We start from the raw sequence: 15,492 nt of genomic DNA, 5'->3' as shown, positions 1-15,492 counted from the left end.
GCCTCCGGTTCGGTGAGATGCGTCGCTGCTCCACACCTCACCCGGAGGCCTTCACCTGTGTCTAGAGCCGCTGCCTAACCTCCGTGGACAGAACACTTAGGGTGCTCGTCATGACTGATGCCCCCGAGCAGCTGCGTGGTCTCGTCGATGTCTGGTGGGAGGCAGTCAACGACTTCACCGCGCTGCTGGAGAAGGTGCCCGCCGACGCGTGGGACACCCCGACCGACCTGCCCGGCTGGGACGTCCACGCCGCCGCCGCCCACACCGCCCACCTCGAGGCGCTGCTCGCGGGCCAGGCCCACGACGAGGTCGAGATCGGCGACGCCCCGCACGCCCGCGGAATGATGGGCCAGTTCACCGAGCAGGGCGTCGTCGCGCGACGCGAGCGCACCCCCGACGAGCTGATCAACGAGATCCGCAGCAGCACCACCTCCCGGCACACCCAGCTCCTGGCCGACCCGCCGACCGACCCCGCGGCGCCCGCGCCCGGGCTCTTCGGCGCCATCGGCTGGAACACCCTGACTCTGCTGCGCAACCGTCCGCTCGACGTCTGGATGCACGAGCAGGACGTACGCCGCGCGCTGGACCTGCCCGGAGGGCTGGAGAGCCCCGCGGCTCGCCACAGCGCCGACTACCTCGCCGAGTCCCTGGGCTACGTCCTCGCCAAGAAGCTCAAGGCCGCGCCCGGCACGACCGTCGTGCTGGAGGTCGAGGGACACGCCCCGCTCGCCGCCACCGTGACCGACGAAAGCCGCGGCCAGCTGCTCGAGGCCGTCCCGGCCGACCCGACCGTCACGCTGCGCACCGACCGGGAGACGTTCGTCCTGCTCGCGGGCGGCCGACGCCTCCCCGCCCCGGGCCAGGTCGAGATCTCCGGCGACCAGGCCCTGGGCCAGCAGGTCGTCGACCACCTGGCGGTGACCCCGTGACCGCGACGTCGTCCCCCGCCTGGACCCTCGCCGACATCCCCGACCAGACGGGACGCACGATCCTCGTCACCGGCACGACCGAGGGCGGCCTGGGCCACTACACCGCCCTCGAGCTCGCCCGCCGCGGCGGACGCGTCGTGCTCGCCGGGCGCAGCGCCGACAAGCTCGACAGCACCGAGTCCGCGATCGTGGCCGAGGTGCCCGGCGCCGTGCTCGAGAAGCTCGTCGTCGACCTGGCCGACCTCGCCTCCGTGCGCACCGCCGGCGAGGCGGCCGGTGAGCTGGGGCCGATCGACGTGCTGGTCAACAACGCCGGCATCATGGCGCCGCCCTTCCGGCGGACCGCCGACGGGTTCGAGTCGCAGATGGCGACCAACCACTTCGGCCCGTTCCTGTTCACCGGCCTGCTCCTGCCCCAGCTCGTCGCGAGCGGCGATGCCCGCGTCGTGGCGGTGTCCTCGCAGATGCACCGGCGCGCCCGGCACGCGCCCGTGTGGGACCCGAGGTCCAAGCGCCGCTACGCCCGCTGGGCGGCGTACAGCGAGAGCAAGCTCGCCAACCTGCTCTTCACCTTCGAGCTCGACCGGCGGGCCCGGGACAAGGGGCTGCCGCTGCGTGCGCTGGCCGCCCACCCCGGCTTCTCCGGCACCCACCTCGCGGCCAACGGTCAGTTCGGCCGCGGTGCGGGCGGTGTCGCGAGCATCCTCGACGCGGCCATCAAGGCTGTCTCCCAACCGGCGCACGCCGGCGCCTGGCCGAGCCTGATGGCCGCCACGGCCGACCTGCCCGGCAGCACCTACGTCGGCCCGTCCGGCCTCGGCCAGATGTCCGGGACCCCGCAGATCGTCACCGCCCGCTCGCTCGCGCAGGACCCCGAGGTCCAGCGCCAGCTCTGGGAGGTCAGCGAGGAAGCGGTCGGGCTGAGCTGGCCCTAGGCCTGCGCACGCTCCTGGTCGCCGTACGCCGCAGCGTCAGTCGCGCACGATCGACACCGGGCGGTGAGTGAGCCACATTCTCGGGCGGAGAAATGTGGGTGTGCCACCTCGGCGCCCGCGCGCCCCGGGGACACGCCGAATGAGCGGTGAGCCAGCCACATTCTCGATGAGGAAAGTGTGGCTCACTCACCGCTCGGGGCCCGGGCCTGCGCACGCTCCTGGTCGCCGTACGCCGCAGCGTCAGTCGCGCACGCGGTCGCGGACCCGCACGAGGCCGGCCAGGGTGGCGATCCAGGCAGCCCCGTCGGGGGCGATCGTCATCGCGGCGTAGTGGTTGTTCATCAGCACCCCGGTGCCGGCGCGGACGCTGAAGACGGTGCGGCCGGTGGTGACGTCGAGAGCCGTGAGGTACCACGCGCTCACGCCCCACCAGTTGGGCTTCTTGGTGTAGGCGTAGGCCAGGCCGTTGGCCGCCGACACCTTCGCGACGCTCGAGGGGGCGACCTCGTCGCTCGTCCACGCGAGCTTGCAGGCACCGCCGGCGACGTCGACGCGGGCGAGACCCGGGCTGGTGCCGCGACCCAGCAGGGTCGAGACCGGACTGCCGTAGCCGTGGTTGTTCTCCACGATCACGCCGTCGCCCACCGAGACCAGCGAGTTGTCGGTCGCGCTCTCGTCGTCCTCGAAAACGGGCTGGGTGCAGATCTCCCGCCCTGACGAGCGCTCGTAGAAGGCGACGCGCATCCGCGGCTCGGCGTTGTCGGTGATCGCGATGATGCCGCCGTCGATGATCGTCGGCGTCGTCCCGCTCCCCCGGCTGAGCTGCCCCGTCTTCTGCTCCGAGCCGCGGTCGTACTCCGCACGCCAGTCGACGACGGGCACGCCCCCGGGGCCGGCCGAGAGCCGGTAGAGCGCGTGCGTCGTGACGACGTAGGTGCCGCCTGTCTCGTCGATGGCGAACGAGTTGGCGATCTCCTCCCCGATGTCGAGCGTGCGCACCTCGCCGCTGCCCGGGGCGACGGTGCCCACCAGCCCGTCCTGGGTCTCGAACCAGATCCGCCCCGCCCAGTCCGGCAGCACCGCGATCAGGCAGTCGTCCTGCGGCACGGCCTTGCCGAGGTCCCAGGCCTGGTCGGTGGTGAGGTCGGGCTCGCCGTCGGCGTCGGAGGTGCGGATGGCCAGGATCCGGCGGTCGGTGGTCGCCACGACGGCCCGGTCAGCGTTGTCGAGGTAGAAGTAGGCACCGCCGCAAAGGTCCTCCCACGGGCGCTGGTCGCTCTCGGCGCGATCGGGGAGGGCCTTGGTGGCGAGCTTGTCCATCGACTCGGGGTCGACGACGTGCAGCGTCGGGCCGGCCAGGTCGCCGCAGAGGGCGACCAGCCGGTCCTGGTTGTCGAAGGCGAGGGTCGCGCACTCCTCGAGGCCGAACCACGATGTGTCGACCTCGGGCTCGAGACCGCTCGGGCCGGCCCAGGCATAGGTGTCGGACGCGGCGGCGTCGTTGTGCATCGAGCTCGCGCCGTTGCGTGCGAGGTGCGGGTTCTGCGGGATCGCGGCGATCGGCACCGGGCGCTCGAGCGCCGGCCGCCCGACGTACGACGGAGTCATCATCAGCCCCGGCGCCTGCGGGACCGGCAGCCAGCCGTCCGGGACCAGCACGACCAGTCCGACCACGACGGCGAGTACGGCGACGCCGGCTCCGGCACGCTGCCAGCTGATCCAGATCCGGTCCTGGACCCACCAGCGGATCCGTGGCACGGCCAAGGCCGCGACCGCGGCGACCAGGACCCAGGGACCGACCGCGACCAGGGCCACGAAGAGTCCCAGCACGATCCAGATCACCCGGGCAAGGCTAGGGCCTCGCCGGCCCCGCCCAGCGCACCCCTGCCGGCAGGGCGGGCGCTCAGGCCCGGTCGTCGCCGGGGGTGCGGGGCCGGACGGGCTGCAGGAGTGTCACGGTGCGGAAGTGCGGCTCGTGCCCGGCGACGTACATCCGGCCCTGGTGCCGCTCGACGTCCAGCAGCGGCGGCAGCTCCTCGACGCCCTGCTCGACCGGCTCGCGCGGTCCCACCAGGTCAGGCACCCGCAGCTCCTCGATGTGCCGCAGCCGGTGCGTGATGTCGATGATCTCCTCGGACTTGTGCCACTTCATCCCTGCCCCTCTCGCCTGACCCGAGTCCTCTGCCGTTGCCGAGCCAACGGTCCCTCGAACGGAGGATGCGGACATCGCCCAGGTTGGGGATCAACGCGCAGGGATCAGGCAGCGAGGTCCTGTCGACGGGCGACCTGGTCCAGGCGAGCCTGTGCGGCGCGGCGGACCTTCGGGCCGCCCTTGCTCATCTTGTAGAGCAGCGCGACCTGCGAGGGCAGGTTCTTCTTGGTCGTCGTGGCCAGCCAGCCGTTGGGCAGCGAGAGGCGCACGACCTTGTGCCAGGCCGAGTAGACCTGCTTGGGCAGCGAGCCGGTCGTGTAGGTGAGGCCGTACTTCTCGAAGAGGGCCTGGACCTGCGGCGCGATCTCGGCGTAGCGGTTGCTGTTGAGGTCGGGGAAGAGGTGGTGCTCGATCTGGAACGACAGGTTGCCGGTCATCATGTGCATGGCCTTCGAACCCGAGATGTTGGCCGAGCCGAGCATCTGGCGGACGTACCACTCGCCGTGGGTCTCGCCGTCGATCGAGGCCTTCTCGAAGGTCTCGACGCCCTCGGGGAAGTGGCCGCACATGATGACCGAGTGGCTCCACAGGTTGCGGACCACGTTGGCCGTGAAGTTCGCCGCCAGCGTGGGCAGGAACGAGCCGGTCGGGATCGAGAGGGCGGGGTGGACGAGGTAGTCCTTGGTCGCCTGCGCGCGGATCTTCTTGAGCACGGCGCGCACCTCGGCCTTGAACTGCGGGCTGCGCTTGTCCTTGGGGACGCGGAGGTGGCGGCCGAGCTCGAGGTCGTAGGCCGCGATGCCGTACTCGAAGAAGCAGGCGTTGATGAAGTTCCACAGCGGCTGCGCCAGGAAGAACGGGTGCCAGCGCTGGTCCTCGTCGACGCGCATGATGCCGTAGCCGAGGTCGTTGTCCTTGCCGATCACGTTGGTGTAGGTGTGGTGCAGCTCGTTGTGCGAGTGCTGCCAGGCGCGGGCCGGCGTCGCCATGTCCCACTCCCAGGTCGTCGAGTGGATCTTCGGGTCGCGCATCCAGTCCCACTGGCCGTGCAGGATGTTGTGGCCGATCTCCATGTTCTCGAGGATCTTGGCGACGCTCAGGCCGGCGGTGCCGACGACCCACGCCGGCGGGAAGATGCTGGCCAGCAGCACGGCGCGGGAGCCGAGCTCGAGCGAGCGCTGCACCTTGATGACCTTGCGGATGTAGGCGGCGTCGTCGGCTCCACGGGAGTCGAGGACCGACTGGCGGATCGCGTCGAGCTCGACGCCGATCTGCTCGATGTCCTCGGGCGTGAGGTGGGCGATGGGGCTCTGGGCCTGCTTCTGGATCGTGGTCATGTGGATCAGTCCTTCCGGCGGTTGAGGAGGTCGCGCAGCGACCGTCACGAAACCTGAGGGGGTGGGGTCAGTGGTCGAGGTCGCAGGCGCCGGCGGCGGCGCTGATGCAGGTCTGGATCTTGACGGCGCCGGTGGCGCCGGGGCCGGTCTCGCCGGGGACGGCCGTGGTGATCTGGCCGTTCCGCAGGTCTCGCACCGAGCCCTGGGTCATCGGCAGCACGCAGCCCATGCAGATGCCCATCCGGCAGCCGCTGGGCATCAGGACGCCGGCCTCCTCGGCCCCGTCCAGGATCGAGGTGGCGCCGTCGAGCTCGACGGTGGTGCCGTTGGCGAAGGAGATGGAGCCGCCCTCGCCGGGCTCGACGCGGGCGGTGCGGAACTGCTCGGTGACGAGCTCCAGCCCGGCCGCCTCGTGGTGGGCGCCGAGCGCGTCGAGGAGTCCGGCCGGGCCGCACGCGAGGGTGCGGCGGTCGGCGAGGTCGGCGACCAGGTCGGTGAGGTCGTCGACCTTGAGGACGCCGTGCACGTCGTCGTACCGCGCGACCAGGCGGATCGCGCCCGAGGCGTCGAGCGCCTGCAGGTCGCGCAGGAAGATCGAGTCGGGCTCGCTGGGCGCGACGTGGACGACGACGATGTCGAGGTCCTTGCTGCGGTCGAGCTTGAGGACGCCCGTGTCGGTGCTCGGGAAGAGGTTGCGCAGCATCCCGATGACCGGCGTGATGCCCGAGCCGGCCGTGACGAAGAGCAGTTTGTCGTGGTCGGAGTTGAGCACGAACTCGCCGGCCGCCTGCTCGAGGTGGACCAGCGTGCCGGGCACGGCCTCGTGCACGAGGTGGTTGCTGACCATGCCGTCGGGCACGGCCTTGACGGTGATGGAGATGCGACCGTCGGCGCGGGGGCCGTGGGTCAGCGAGTAGGCGCGCCACTGGCGGACGCCGTTGACGTCGATGCCGATGCGGAGGTACTGGCCGGGCTTGTGACCCGCCCAGTCGGCGCCCGGGCGGATGACGATGGTGGCGGCGTCGGGGGTCTCGGCGGTGATCTGCTCGATCCGGCCGCGGAGGTCGGCGCCGGCGCGCAGCGGTGCGAAGAGGTCGAGGAAGTCGGCGGGCACGAGCGGCGTCGTGGCCGACTCAGCCAGGCGCGTCAGGCGCGAGCGCAGCGAGGTGGCGCTGCTCCCGGTCATCAGTGAGGGGCTCATGTGTCCAACAGTGCCCGTCGCGGCGTCGAAGTTCCTGCCCTGTGCACGTGAATCACGGCTACACTCTTGTTCAGATCGAACAAGAGTCGGAGGTTTGACCACAATGGCACGTCGGGTTGTGCGCGGCACCACACAACAACGCACGGTGGTGGGTCTCGACGAGGCGGTCGTGGACGTGCTCCGCGGCCAGCTCGCGGTGGTCGCCGAACGCGCCGTCGCAGCGATCATCGACGAGGTCCCGAGCTATGCCGGGGCACTGAGCGGCCCGATGGGCGCCACGATCCGCAACGCCGTGCAGCTCGCGCTGGGCGGCTTCCTGACGCTGGCCAAGCGAGAGGGCGAGAGCCTGCCGATGGCACCCGCCCTGGAGGGGGCCTACCAGCTCGGCCGCGGCGAGGCACGCAACGGCCGGACGATGGAGGCGCTGCTGGCGGCCTACCGCATCGGCGCCCGGGTCTCGTGGCGCGACATGTCGCGCACCGCCGTCGGGGCCGGCATCGATGCGGGGCAGATGTCGCGCTTCGCCGAGCTCGTCTTCGCCTACATCGACGAGTTGTCCGCCGCGAGCGCGGCCGGGCACACCGACGAGCTGGAGAGCACCGGTCGCCTGCGCCAGCGCAACCTCGAACGCCTCGCGCGCGCGCTCGTCACGGGCGCCTCGGCCGACTCCGTCGTCGCGGCCGCCGAGCGGGCGGGCTGGGCGCCGCCGGTCGAGCTGGTCGCCGTACTCCTCCCGGAGTCGCAGGCCGCCCACGCCTCCACGCTGATCGACGCCGACACCCTCCAGCCCGTCGAGGACCTGCCGGGCATCCCGGACGGCTGGGCACTGTTGCTCGTGCCCTCCACCGGTTCTGCGGCGGCGCGGGCCGGGCTCCTGCGCGCCCTCCGCAGCACCAGCAGTGTCGTCGGGCCGTCGGTGCCGTGGCTCGAGGCCGCTCGTTCGCACCAGCTGGCTGCGCGCGCCTTCGACCTCGGCCTGTCCGGCCTCGTCGACACCAACGCCCACCTGGCCGCGCTGGTCCTCGCCGCGGAGAGCGACACCCGCACCGCCCTCCGCGTCCAGGTCCTCGCCCCGCTCGCCGGACAGCGGCCCTCGACGATCGAGAAGCTCACCGAGACCCTGCGGTCCTGGGTGCTCAACCAAGGCCGGCGCGACGCGGTCGCGGCGGAGCTCTTCGTGCACCCGCAGACCGTGCGCTATCGCGTCCAGCAGCTGCGCGAGCTGTACGGCGACCGGCTCGAGGACCCCCAGTTCGTGCTCGAGGCGACGCTGGCCCTGGCGTGACCTCGCCGAATGGGGCGTGCACCGTGGCGCCCGCGCGGTGGCGGTCAGGGGGAGACGAGGTTCGCCTCGTCGAGGAACACGAACTGGGCCGTCTTCCCGGGCAGCTCGACGACCGGCCCGAGAGCGGCACCGAGCCGGATGAGCAGGGCGATGGACCGCTCGTTGGCCGCGTCGGGCTCGAGCACGATCCGCTCGACGCCGGGCCGGGCGAGCAGCGAGCGCACCGCGGTGGTGACCACCGTCGTCGTGTGGCCGGCGCGGGCGGGCTCGTCGGCGAGGAAGAGGTGCAGGCCGAGGTCGCCGGGGCGGCGGTCGTAGAAGTCGCCGATCTCGTCGACGAACGGGTCGTAGGTCTGCAGCAGCGCGACCGGCACGTCGTCGACCGAGGCGATCGAGGCGGTGAGGTGTGGCTGCTCGACGATCCAGGTGTAGATGTCGCGGACCTCGTCCAGGTCGCGGTCGAGCATGCCCCAGAAGCGCGCTCGCGGCTCGGTGACCCACGCATGGATCAGGGCCGCGTCGATCCGCGGGGCGACGGGGCGGAAGGCGATCGTCATGACATCTCCTCGACCGGGATCAACCGGCAGCTGGACCAGGCTTCGAACTGGTCCTCGTGGTGTGGGCTCCGGGGGTCCCCGGCGGTTCCGAGCGGCACGGCCCATCGGCTCTCGCGGCGCTCGCCGAGGTCCCAGACGTAGCGCGCGACCGGTCCGGACACGCTCACGGGCAGGCCCGGGATCGAGCCGGTCGCAGCGACGCAGTCGGTGTCACCGGCCAGCCCTCGACCGGCAACGGGCGGGTCGAAGGGATGCGTCACCCCGAGGTCGGTCAGGGCGTGCAGCGGCGCGAAGCGGTGCCGCTCGCCCCAGGTCGCGCTCGCCGGCTCGACGTCCAGCGCGGAGGCGATCAGTGCTTCGATGTCGATGCCGAGCGGCCTGTCGACCGTGAGCCAGCGCTCGAGCGTGGAGGCGACGCGACCGGGCAGCCACAGCCACGGCACCCACATCTCGCCGTACGCCGCTGCGTCGGCCAGCGAGGCGAGCGGCTCGGACTCGGCGATGGCCAGGACCAGCCGGTCGCGCACCTGGGCGTAGAGCGCGGCAGCGGTGGACGTCGCACCGAAGCTCCGGTCCCAGCCGAGCAGGACGGACCGGTTCGCCCCGGCCCGCTCGGAGAGGGTGTCCAGGGCGGCGATGCGCGTCAGCAGCAGGTCGTGGTCGAGGTGCACGTCGCCGAGCACCGCAGCGACGGCAGCCGAGGTCCAGGCGGCGGGTGCCTCCAGGAGCGACCGCAGGCGGGACGCTCGGTGGGGCGGGGCGAACCGGTCTCCGAGCACGTCGAAGTCGGCGTTCACCCGGTCGTTGGCCGACACCAGCACCCCGTCCGGCGACCCGGCTACCCGCGGGAGCGGGACCGGCAGCTGGCCGGCGACCCGGTGCAGCGTGCGCCCGGCACGGTCCGCGACGAGCACGTTGTTGACCGGCTCGACCCAGCGCTCCAGCGCGGTGTCGACGTCGTCGACCGACCGGGACCGGAGCAGCGGCAGGACCGCGTCGAGCATCGAGCCTTCGGCGTACGACGGACCGGCCAGGCACAGCGCGACGTCACCGTCGACGAGCAGCGCCGGCCCGGTGTCCGAGGAGAGCAGGTCGACGGTCACCGGAGCCGCGTCCCGGACCTCGATCACGGTCGAGGTGGACGTGCAGGACGACACCGGCACCTCGACCAGCGCCTGCTGGTCGGCCATCGCGTTGGTGACCGCCCACGCGACGTCGCCCGCGTGCCCGAAGTGCTGCACCCCGGGCACCCCGGGGAACGTCAGCCCGACGACGTCGAAGTCGGGGCACGAGAGGCGCACCTGGGCGTAGACGTTGGGCGACTCGAACAGCCGGTGGGGGTCGCCGCCGATGATCGGGAACCCGCTCGCCGTGAGCGCGCCGCCGATCACGAAGGCGTTGCTGCCGCCGGCGTTGGGGTCGTGGCCGAGGAGGATGCCAACCGCTTCGGGCATCACCCCTCGCACCCGACGGCGCCACAGGTCGTGACCGACCGCGCCGAAGAGGACGTGCTGCACGAGGAAGATCGCCATCGGCGTCCACGGCTGCCACTCCCCGGGAGCCGGGCCGAGCTGCTCGAGCTCGGCGCACGGCGCGCTCGGCAGTGCCGCGCGCACGCCGTCGACGTACGCACTCACGAACGCCTGCGTCTCCGGATCTGCCGCCGCGAACGCCTGCTGCGCGGTCTCCGCGATCCGGGCCCGGCGGGCGAAGGTGTCCCACTCGACACCTCCGGACCCGACCAGCGACGCCGTCCGCCCCTCGCCGCGCAGCCGCTCGATCTCCAGCTGCCAACGGCGATCGGTCGCCGTCGCCCGGCCCTGCTCGAAGGCCAGGTCGAGCACGTCCGCGCCGCTCACGTGCGGCACGCCGAAGGAGTCGCGGCGGATCGTCATGCGTCCGCCAGCGCGTGCCTTGGTTTCGACACGGCGCTGGCGCGCCTGCTCAACCAGCGGTGGGACACCGGGTTGGCCAGCTCGCCCGCGAAGATCAGCGACTCGGCCTGGTCGGTGAGGTCGACCATCTGCAGCGTGTTGCGCAGCTGGAGCCGGTTCAGGCAGCTGTGACGGAAGGTCGGACGCAGCAGGTCGTAGGCCGCAGCGGCATCGGCCAGCTCCGGATGCGTGCGCTCGTGGTCGAGCACGCAGTCCGCAACGAGCGCCCAGAAGACATCGGAGGACAGCACGCCGTCCTCGTCCAGGATCGCCGCGAGGTAGCGCAGGAACCCGTCGAACACGTCGGTGTGGATCGCCAGCGCGCGCACGTCGAGCGGCACGTCGGCGCGGATCCGCTCGACCTCGGGCGGCAGCGGCAGGTCGCCCATCACCGCGACCTCCTCGCCGATGTCCTTCATCAGCATCCGGGTCGGCACGTGCCTGTCGAGCACCATGACGAGGTTCTCGCCGTGCGGCATGAACGCGAGGTCGTAGGCCAGCAGGCAGTGCACGAGCGGTCGCAGGTAGGCCCGCAGGTAGGTCGCCACCCACTGCTCGGCCGGCAGCCCGGAGGCGCGCACCAGCTCGGTCGCCAGCGCCACCCCGTCGCGGTCGCGGTGCAGCAGGGAGGCCATCGTCGCCAGCCGCTCCCCCGGCGCGAGCCGCTCCACCGGGCTCTCGCGCCAGAGCGCAGCGATCATCTTCCGGTACGGCGACGTGTCGGCCAGCCGGTGGAAGACATCGCCCGTCCAGCCGATCGCGGCGTGCTCGCGCAGCACCGAGAACCCGCATGCAGCAAGGGTTTCATCGTTGTCCACCACGTCCGCGACCCAGTCGTTGATGGCCGGCGTGGCCGCCATGTAGGCCGGGGACAGCCCGCGCACGAAGCCCATGTTCTGGATCGCCAGCGCGACCTTCACGTAGGACCGCGTCGGGTGCTCGACGGGGAAGAACGTCCTGATCGACTGCTGCGCACGGTGCGCGCCGGGCCCCTCGCCGAGCAGCACCAGCGACCGCCGGGCGACGTCGGGGGCGAAGGTGATCGCGAGCCGGTGGGTCCACTGCCACGGGTGCACGGGGAGGTAGAGGTAGTCGGCCGGGTCGAGGTCCAGCCCGCGCAGCCGCTCCTCGAACGACGCGACGACGTCGTCGCCGAGCTCGGCCGCATAGTGCGCCCGCTCGTCGGTGTCGTGCGCGAGCGAGAGGTGGGCCTCGCTGCGCCGTACGGCGATCCAGAGCAGCCGCACGTCCGAACCCGTCTCCGGGGCGTACGCCGCGAAGTCCTCGGCGGAGAAGCCGATCCGCCCGTTGTTGGCGACGAAGGCGGGGTGTCCCTCGCTCATCGCGGCCTCGACCTGCTGGTAGTCCGCGTGCACGAGGTCCCTCGACGAGGTGGTGTGGTGGACCAGCTTCCAGGCCGACGAGGCGAGCGTGCTCGCGATCTCCTCGAGGTAGGTCGGCAGCAGCGCGGCCGGGATCCGGAGCACGTCGTTGCACTCGACGACGAGCTCCTGGGCGTCCAGCCGTGCGGCCTTGCCGTGCACGGTGCGCGTCAGCGAGGCCGCGTCGATGACCCAGTGCTCTAGGGCGTGCACGCGGGCCGTGAAGTCGTACGTCGATGCGCCGGCGACCACCTGCCACCCGCCCGGCGTCTCGGTCGGCGTGAGGAGCCGCTCGTGCGCGAACTCGGAGAGCGCCTTGGCGACCAGCCGTCGCTGCGCCTCGGCCATGACCGCCGGTGTCAGGTGATCACTCATGCACGTACTCGCTTCGCTCCGTGCGCGCATGAGGCACATGCCACGCTGTGTTGGATGATTCGCTCGCTCCGCTCGCTCATGCGACACCTCCCAGCTGCGAGGCGGCGAAGTCGGCGCGCGAGCAGGTGCTGAAGGCCGCGGTCTTGTCGGGCAGGCGCACCGGTCGGACGACCCGGAAGCCAACGGCCGCGTTGAGCGCGGCGATCTTGTCGTTGCGGACGTCCGGCTCGACGACGACGCGCGCGACGGCCGGGTCGGCGAAGCACTCCTCGACGACCCGGCGCATGACCGCGCCCGTGAAGCCGGGGACGGGGGTGTCGGTCGGGGCGACCAGCAGGTGCATCCCGACGTCGCCCGCGGCCAGCTCGGGCAGGTCTGCCAGCGGGCTGTGGAACGGGTCGTAGCGCTCCATCAGGAACACCGGCGAGCCGTCGGCGCGACCGAGCAGCGCCTCGTGGTGCGGGTCGTCGGCGATGCGCGCATACTCCGCGTGCACCTCGTCGAGGGTCGCGCCCTGCATCCCCCAGAACACCGAGCGGGGGTGCGTGACCCACGCCTGCAGGGTGGCGAGGTCGCGGGCCAGGTCGAGCGGTTCGATGGTCAGTCTCATGACGTGCTCCTTGCGAGCTGCTCCGCGGGCTGTTCCGAGGGCGAGCGGAAACGGTCCGGCATGCCGAACTCCTGGAAGGCGATGCGCTTCTCGACGCGGTAGGGCTCGCGGCCCAGCACGCCAGCGAGGATCACCGAGCTGCGCAGTGCGCCCATGCCGAGGTCGGGGGCGACGAAGCCGTGCGTGTGCTCCTCGCCGTTCTGGACGAACACGTCGTCGGTGTGGCTGACGGAGAAGGAGCCGTCGGCGGCGTACCTCCCCTGCTCGTCGAGGCGCAGCCGGTCCCGGACCGGAGCCAGGAACTCCGGCACGCTCGACGTGTAGCCGGTCGCGAGGACCAGCGACTCCGTCGTCAGCCGGCCGCTGACGTCCTGCTCTGTGTGGTGCAGGTCGAGGGTGTAGCGCTCGCCGTCCCACTGCGCCGCGCGCACCTCGGTCGCGGTGAGGAGCGTCGTGTCGACGCCGCCCAGCGCCTCGCGGCGGTAGAGCTCGTCGAAGATCGCGTTGATCGTCTCCGAGCTGATGCCCTTGGACAGCGCCTGCTGGCCCGCCTGCACGCGTGAGCGGGTGGCGCCGGGGAGCGCCTGGAAGTAGGACGTCCACTCGGGCGAGGTCATCTCGAGGGTGAGCTTGGTGTACTCCATCGGGAAGAAGCGCGGGCTCCGTGTCAGCCACGTCAGCTCGAAGCCGTGCGCCTCCTGCTCGGCCAGCAGGTCGGCATAGACCTCGGCCGCGCTCTGCCCGCTGCCGACGACGGTGATCGACCCGGTCGACACCAGGTCGGCCTTGCGGGAGAGGTAGTCGGCCGAGTGCAGCGCGGGTCCCTCGACCTCGAAGGGCAGGCGCGGCGCCGTACCCGTCCCGAGGACGAGCCTGCGACCGCGCCAGGCCTCGCCGGTCGCGCTGGTGACGACATAGGCCTCACCGTCGTGCTCGACGCGGGTGACGGGCTGGCCCCACCGGATCGAGGTCAGCCGCTCGGCCGCCCAGCGGCAGTAGTCGTCGTACTCCCGGCGCAGCGGGAAGAAGCTCTCGCGGATGTAGAAGGAGTAGAGCCGGCCGACGTCCTTGAGGAAGTTGAGATAGCTGTACGGCGACGTCGGGTCGGCCAGGGTGACGAGGTCGGCCATGAACGGCACCTGCAAGGTGGCGTCGTCGAGCAGCATCCCGGGGTGCCAGGAGAAGTCGTCGCGCGCCTCGAGGAAGACCGCGTCGAGGTCGTCGAGCGGTTCGGCGAGGCAGGCGAGACCGAGGTTGAACGGGCCGACGCCGATGCCGATGAGGTCGTGCGTCCTCATGCGACGACTCCTTGGAGGAGGTGGAGGTCGCGGCCCGGGATGCGGCGGGCGAGGTGGCGGGCGCCGGCGTCGCGGATGAGCTCGACGATGCCGAGGATGTCGTCGTGCGTCGCCTTGGGGTTGAGCAGCGTGAACTTCAAGAAGGCCACGCCCCCGACCTTGGTGGCCGCGACCATCGCGCGGCCGCTGTCGAAGAGCTCGGCCCGGATGCGGGTGTTGATCCGGTCGACCTCGTGGTCGGGCACGCCGACGGGCCGGTAGCGGAAGACGAGCGTGCTCAGCTGCGGGTCGGCTGCGAGCTCGATGTCGCCGAGGTCGCGCATGGACCCGGCGACCTCGCGGGTCAGGTCGATGACGTCGTCGAGGTAGCCGCCGAGCGCGTCGGCGCCCATCACGCGCAGGCTCACCCAGAGCTTGAGCGCCTCGAAGCGCCGGGTCGTCTGGAGGCTCTTGTCGACCTGGTTGGGGTGCGCGGAGTCCTTGGGGTTGAGGTAGTCGGCGTGCCAGGTGACGTGGCCCAGCGTGGCGCCGTCGCGGACGATCAACGCGCTGCAGGAGACCGGCTGGAACCACGTCTTGTGGTAGTCGATCGCGACCGAGTCGGCCCGCTCGATGCCGGCGAGCCAGTCGCGGTGGCGCGGCGAGATGAGCAACCCTCCGCCGTACGCCGCGTCGACGTGGAACCAGGCGTCGTGGGCGCGGGCCAGCGCGGCGATCTCGGCCAGCGGATCGATGGCGCCGAAGTCGGTGGTGCCTGCGGTGGCCACGATCGCCATCGGGACCTCCCCGCGACCGACGGACTCCGCGAGCGCGCGGGCGAGCGCGAGCGGGTCCATCCGGCGGCGGTCGTCGGTGGGTACGGCGATCACGGCCGCCTCGCCCAGGCCGAGGAGGCGGGCCGCCTTCTGGACCGAGAAGTGGCCGTCGCTGCTGGCGAAGATCCGCAGCTTCTCGCGGGGCCCGGAGGCGTGGCCGCGCGCGAGCAGCAGGCCCTGCAGGTTGGACTGCGTGCCGCCGGTCGTGAAGATGCCGTCGGCGGTCTCGTCGTAGCCGATCCGCTCGGCCGTCCAGTCGACGAGGTGCCGCTCGATGAAGGTGCCGCCGACGCTCTGGTCGAAGGTGTCCAGGCTGGCGTTGACGCCGCTGATGAGGACCTCCGCCATCAGCGCCGGGATGACGACCGGGCAGTTGAGGTGGGCGGCGTAGGTCGGCTCGTGGAACCAGATCGTGTCGTCGAGCCACAGTCGCGAGAGCTCGTCGAGCACCGCGTCGGTGTCGCCGAGAGGCGCGTCGAGGTCGGTCCGGGCGACGCGGCTCGCGGCCTCGCGGGGGCTGGTGCCGCGGCTGGGGCGGCCGTCGGTGGCCGTGAGGTGCCGGACGAGGCGGTCGGCAGAGACGTCGATCGCGGCGCGGTAGCCGTCCGCGTTGTCCGGGTGGAAGAGGTGGCGCAGGGAGGAAGACACCGAGAGAGCCTTTCCTAGGGATTAGGTAAGGCTT

General features: G+C 71.8%; 13 protein-coding genes. 3 read left to right on the top strand and 10 right to left on the bottom strand.

Going from position 1 to position 15,492, the window contains the following annotated elements; translation table 11 throughout:
* The first annotated feature begins 110 nt into the window (after window positions 1–110).
* A complete protein-coding gene (locus C9J87_RS08160) occupies window positions 111–929 on the top strand; it encodes a maleylpyruvate isomerase family mycothiol-dependent enzyme (RefSeq protein WP_010834372.1) in 819 nt (272 codons plus the stop codon).
* Complete coding sequence (locus C9J87_RS08155; protein ID WP_010834373.1) at window positions 926–1,864, top strand: oxidoreductase; 939 nt, start codon at window positions 926–928, stop codon at window positions 1,862–1,864. Before C9J87_RS08160 ends, C9J87_RS08155 begins: the two co-directional genes overlap by 4 nt.
* 240 nt (window positions 1,865–2,104) lie before the next feature.
* Here C9J87_RS08155 and C9J87_RS08150 read toward each other — a convergent pair whose 3' ends face one another.
* The 4 genes from C9J87_RS08150 to C9J87_RS08135 form a co-directional block, all read right to left on the bottom strand.
* Window positions 2,105–3,706: a hypothetical protein gene (locus C9J87_RS08150; protein WP_010834374.1), complete on the bottom strand. Its 1,602-nt coding sequence runs from the start codon at window positions 3,704–3,706 to the stop codon at window positions 2,105–2,107.
* Window positions 3,707–3,767: 61 nt separating this feature from the next.
* Window positions 3,768–4,016: a hypothetical protein gene (locus C9J87_RS08145; protein ID WP_010834375.1), complete on the bottom strand. Its 249-nt coding sequence runs from the start codon at window positions 4,014–4,016 to the stop codon at window positions 3,768–3,770.
* 104 nt (window positions 4,017–4,120) lie between these two features.
* Window positions 4,121–5,353: a fatty acid desaturase family protein gene (locus C9J87_RS08140; RefSeq protein WP_010834376.1), complete on the bottom strand. Its 1,233-nt coding sequence runs from the start codon at window positions 5,351–5,353 to the stop codon at window positions 4,121–4,123.
* A gap of 67 nt (window positions 5,354–5,420) precedes the next feature.
* The gene (locus C9J87_RS08135) at window positions 5,421–6,554 is read right to left on the bottom strand and encodes a ferredoxin reductase (RefSeq protein ID WP_010834377.1); all 1,134 of its coding nucleotides are present in this window, start codon (window positions 6,552–6,554) and stop codon (window positions 5,421–5,423) included.
* 103 nt (window positions 6,555–6,657) lie between these two features.
* Between C9J87_RS08135 and C9J87_RS08130 the strand changes: the two genes are divergently transcribed.
* Window positions 6,658–7,839, top strand: a complete 1,182-nt coding sequence (locus C9J87_RS08130) for a helix-turn-helix domain-containing protein (protein ID WP_036491330.1) — start codon at window positions 6,658–6,660, stop codon at window positions 7,837–7,839.
* A gap of 44 nt (window positions 7,840–7,883) precedes the next feature.
* Here C9J87_RS08130 and C9J87_RS08125 read toward each other — a convergent pair whose 3' ends face one another.
* The 6 genes from C9J87_RS08125 to C9J87_RS08100 all read right to left on the bottom strand — a co-directional run bounded on the left by C9J87_RS08125 (window position 7,884) and on the right by C9J87_RS08100 (window position 15,458).
* Window positions 7,884–8,396 (bottom strand): GNAT family N-acetyltransferase, encoded by a 513-nt coding sequence (locus C9J87_RS08125; RefSeq protein ID WP_010834379.1) that lies wholly within the window; start codon window positions 8,394–8,396, stop codon window positions 7,884–7,886.
* Entirely contained in the window at window positions 8,393–10,291 is a 1,899-nt protein-coding gene (locus C9J87_RS08120) for a penicillin acylase family protein (protein ID WP_107705196.1), read from the bottom strand. The genes C9J87_RS08125 and C9J87_RS08120 overlap by 4 nt, the downstream gene beginning before the upstream one ends.
* Window positions 10,288–12,087: an IucA/IucC family protein gene (locus tag C9J87_RS08115; protein ID WP_051204254.1), complete on the bottom strand. Its 1,800-nt coding sequence runs from the start codon at window positions 12,085–12,087 to the stop codon at window positions 10,288–10,290. Before C9J87_RS08115 ends, C9J87_RS08120 begins: the two co-directional genes overlap by 4 nt.
* Before the next feature lie 76 nt (window positions 12,088–12,163).
* Window positions 12,164–12,697: a GNAT family N-acetyltransferase gene (locus C9J87_RS08110; protein WP_107705194.1), complete on the bottom strand. Its 534-nt coding sequence runs from the start codon at window positions 12,695–12,697 to the stop codon at window positions 12,164–12,166.
* On the bottom strand, window positions 12,694–13,995 hold the full coding sequence (locus C9J87_RS08105) for a lysine N(6)-hydroxylase/L-ornithine N(5)-oxygenase family protein (RefSeq protein WP_107705193.1): 1,302 nt from the start codon (window positions 13,993–13,995) through the stop codon (window positions 12,694–12,696). The genes C9J87_RS08110 and C9J87_RS08105 overlap by 4 nt, the downstream gene beginning before the upstream one ends.
* Entirely contained in the window at window positions 13,992–15,458 is a 1,467-nt protein-coding gene (locus tag C9J87_RS08100; RefSeq protein WP_010834384.1) for a pyridoxal phosphate-dependent decarboxylase family protein, read from the bottom strand. Before C9J87_RS08100 ends, C9J87_RS08105 begins: the two co-directional genes overlap by 4 nt.
* Window positions 15,459–15,492: the final 34 nt, after the last annotated feature.

It is taken from the genome of Nocardioides allogilvus, from assembly GCF_003047285.1.
Taxonomy (GTDB): Bacteria; Actinomycetota; Actinomycetes; order Propionibacteriales; family Nocardioidaceae; genus Nocardioides; species Nocardioides allogilvus.
Note: the sequence above shows the minus strand (reverse complement) of the source record. Positions and strands in the feature narration are given on the sequence as shown.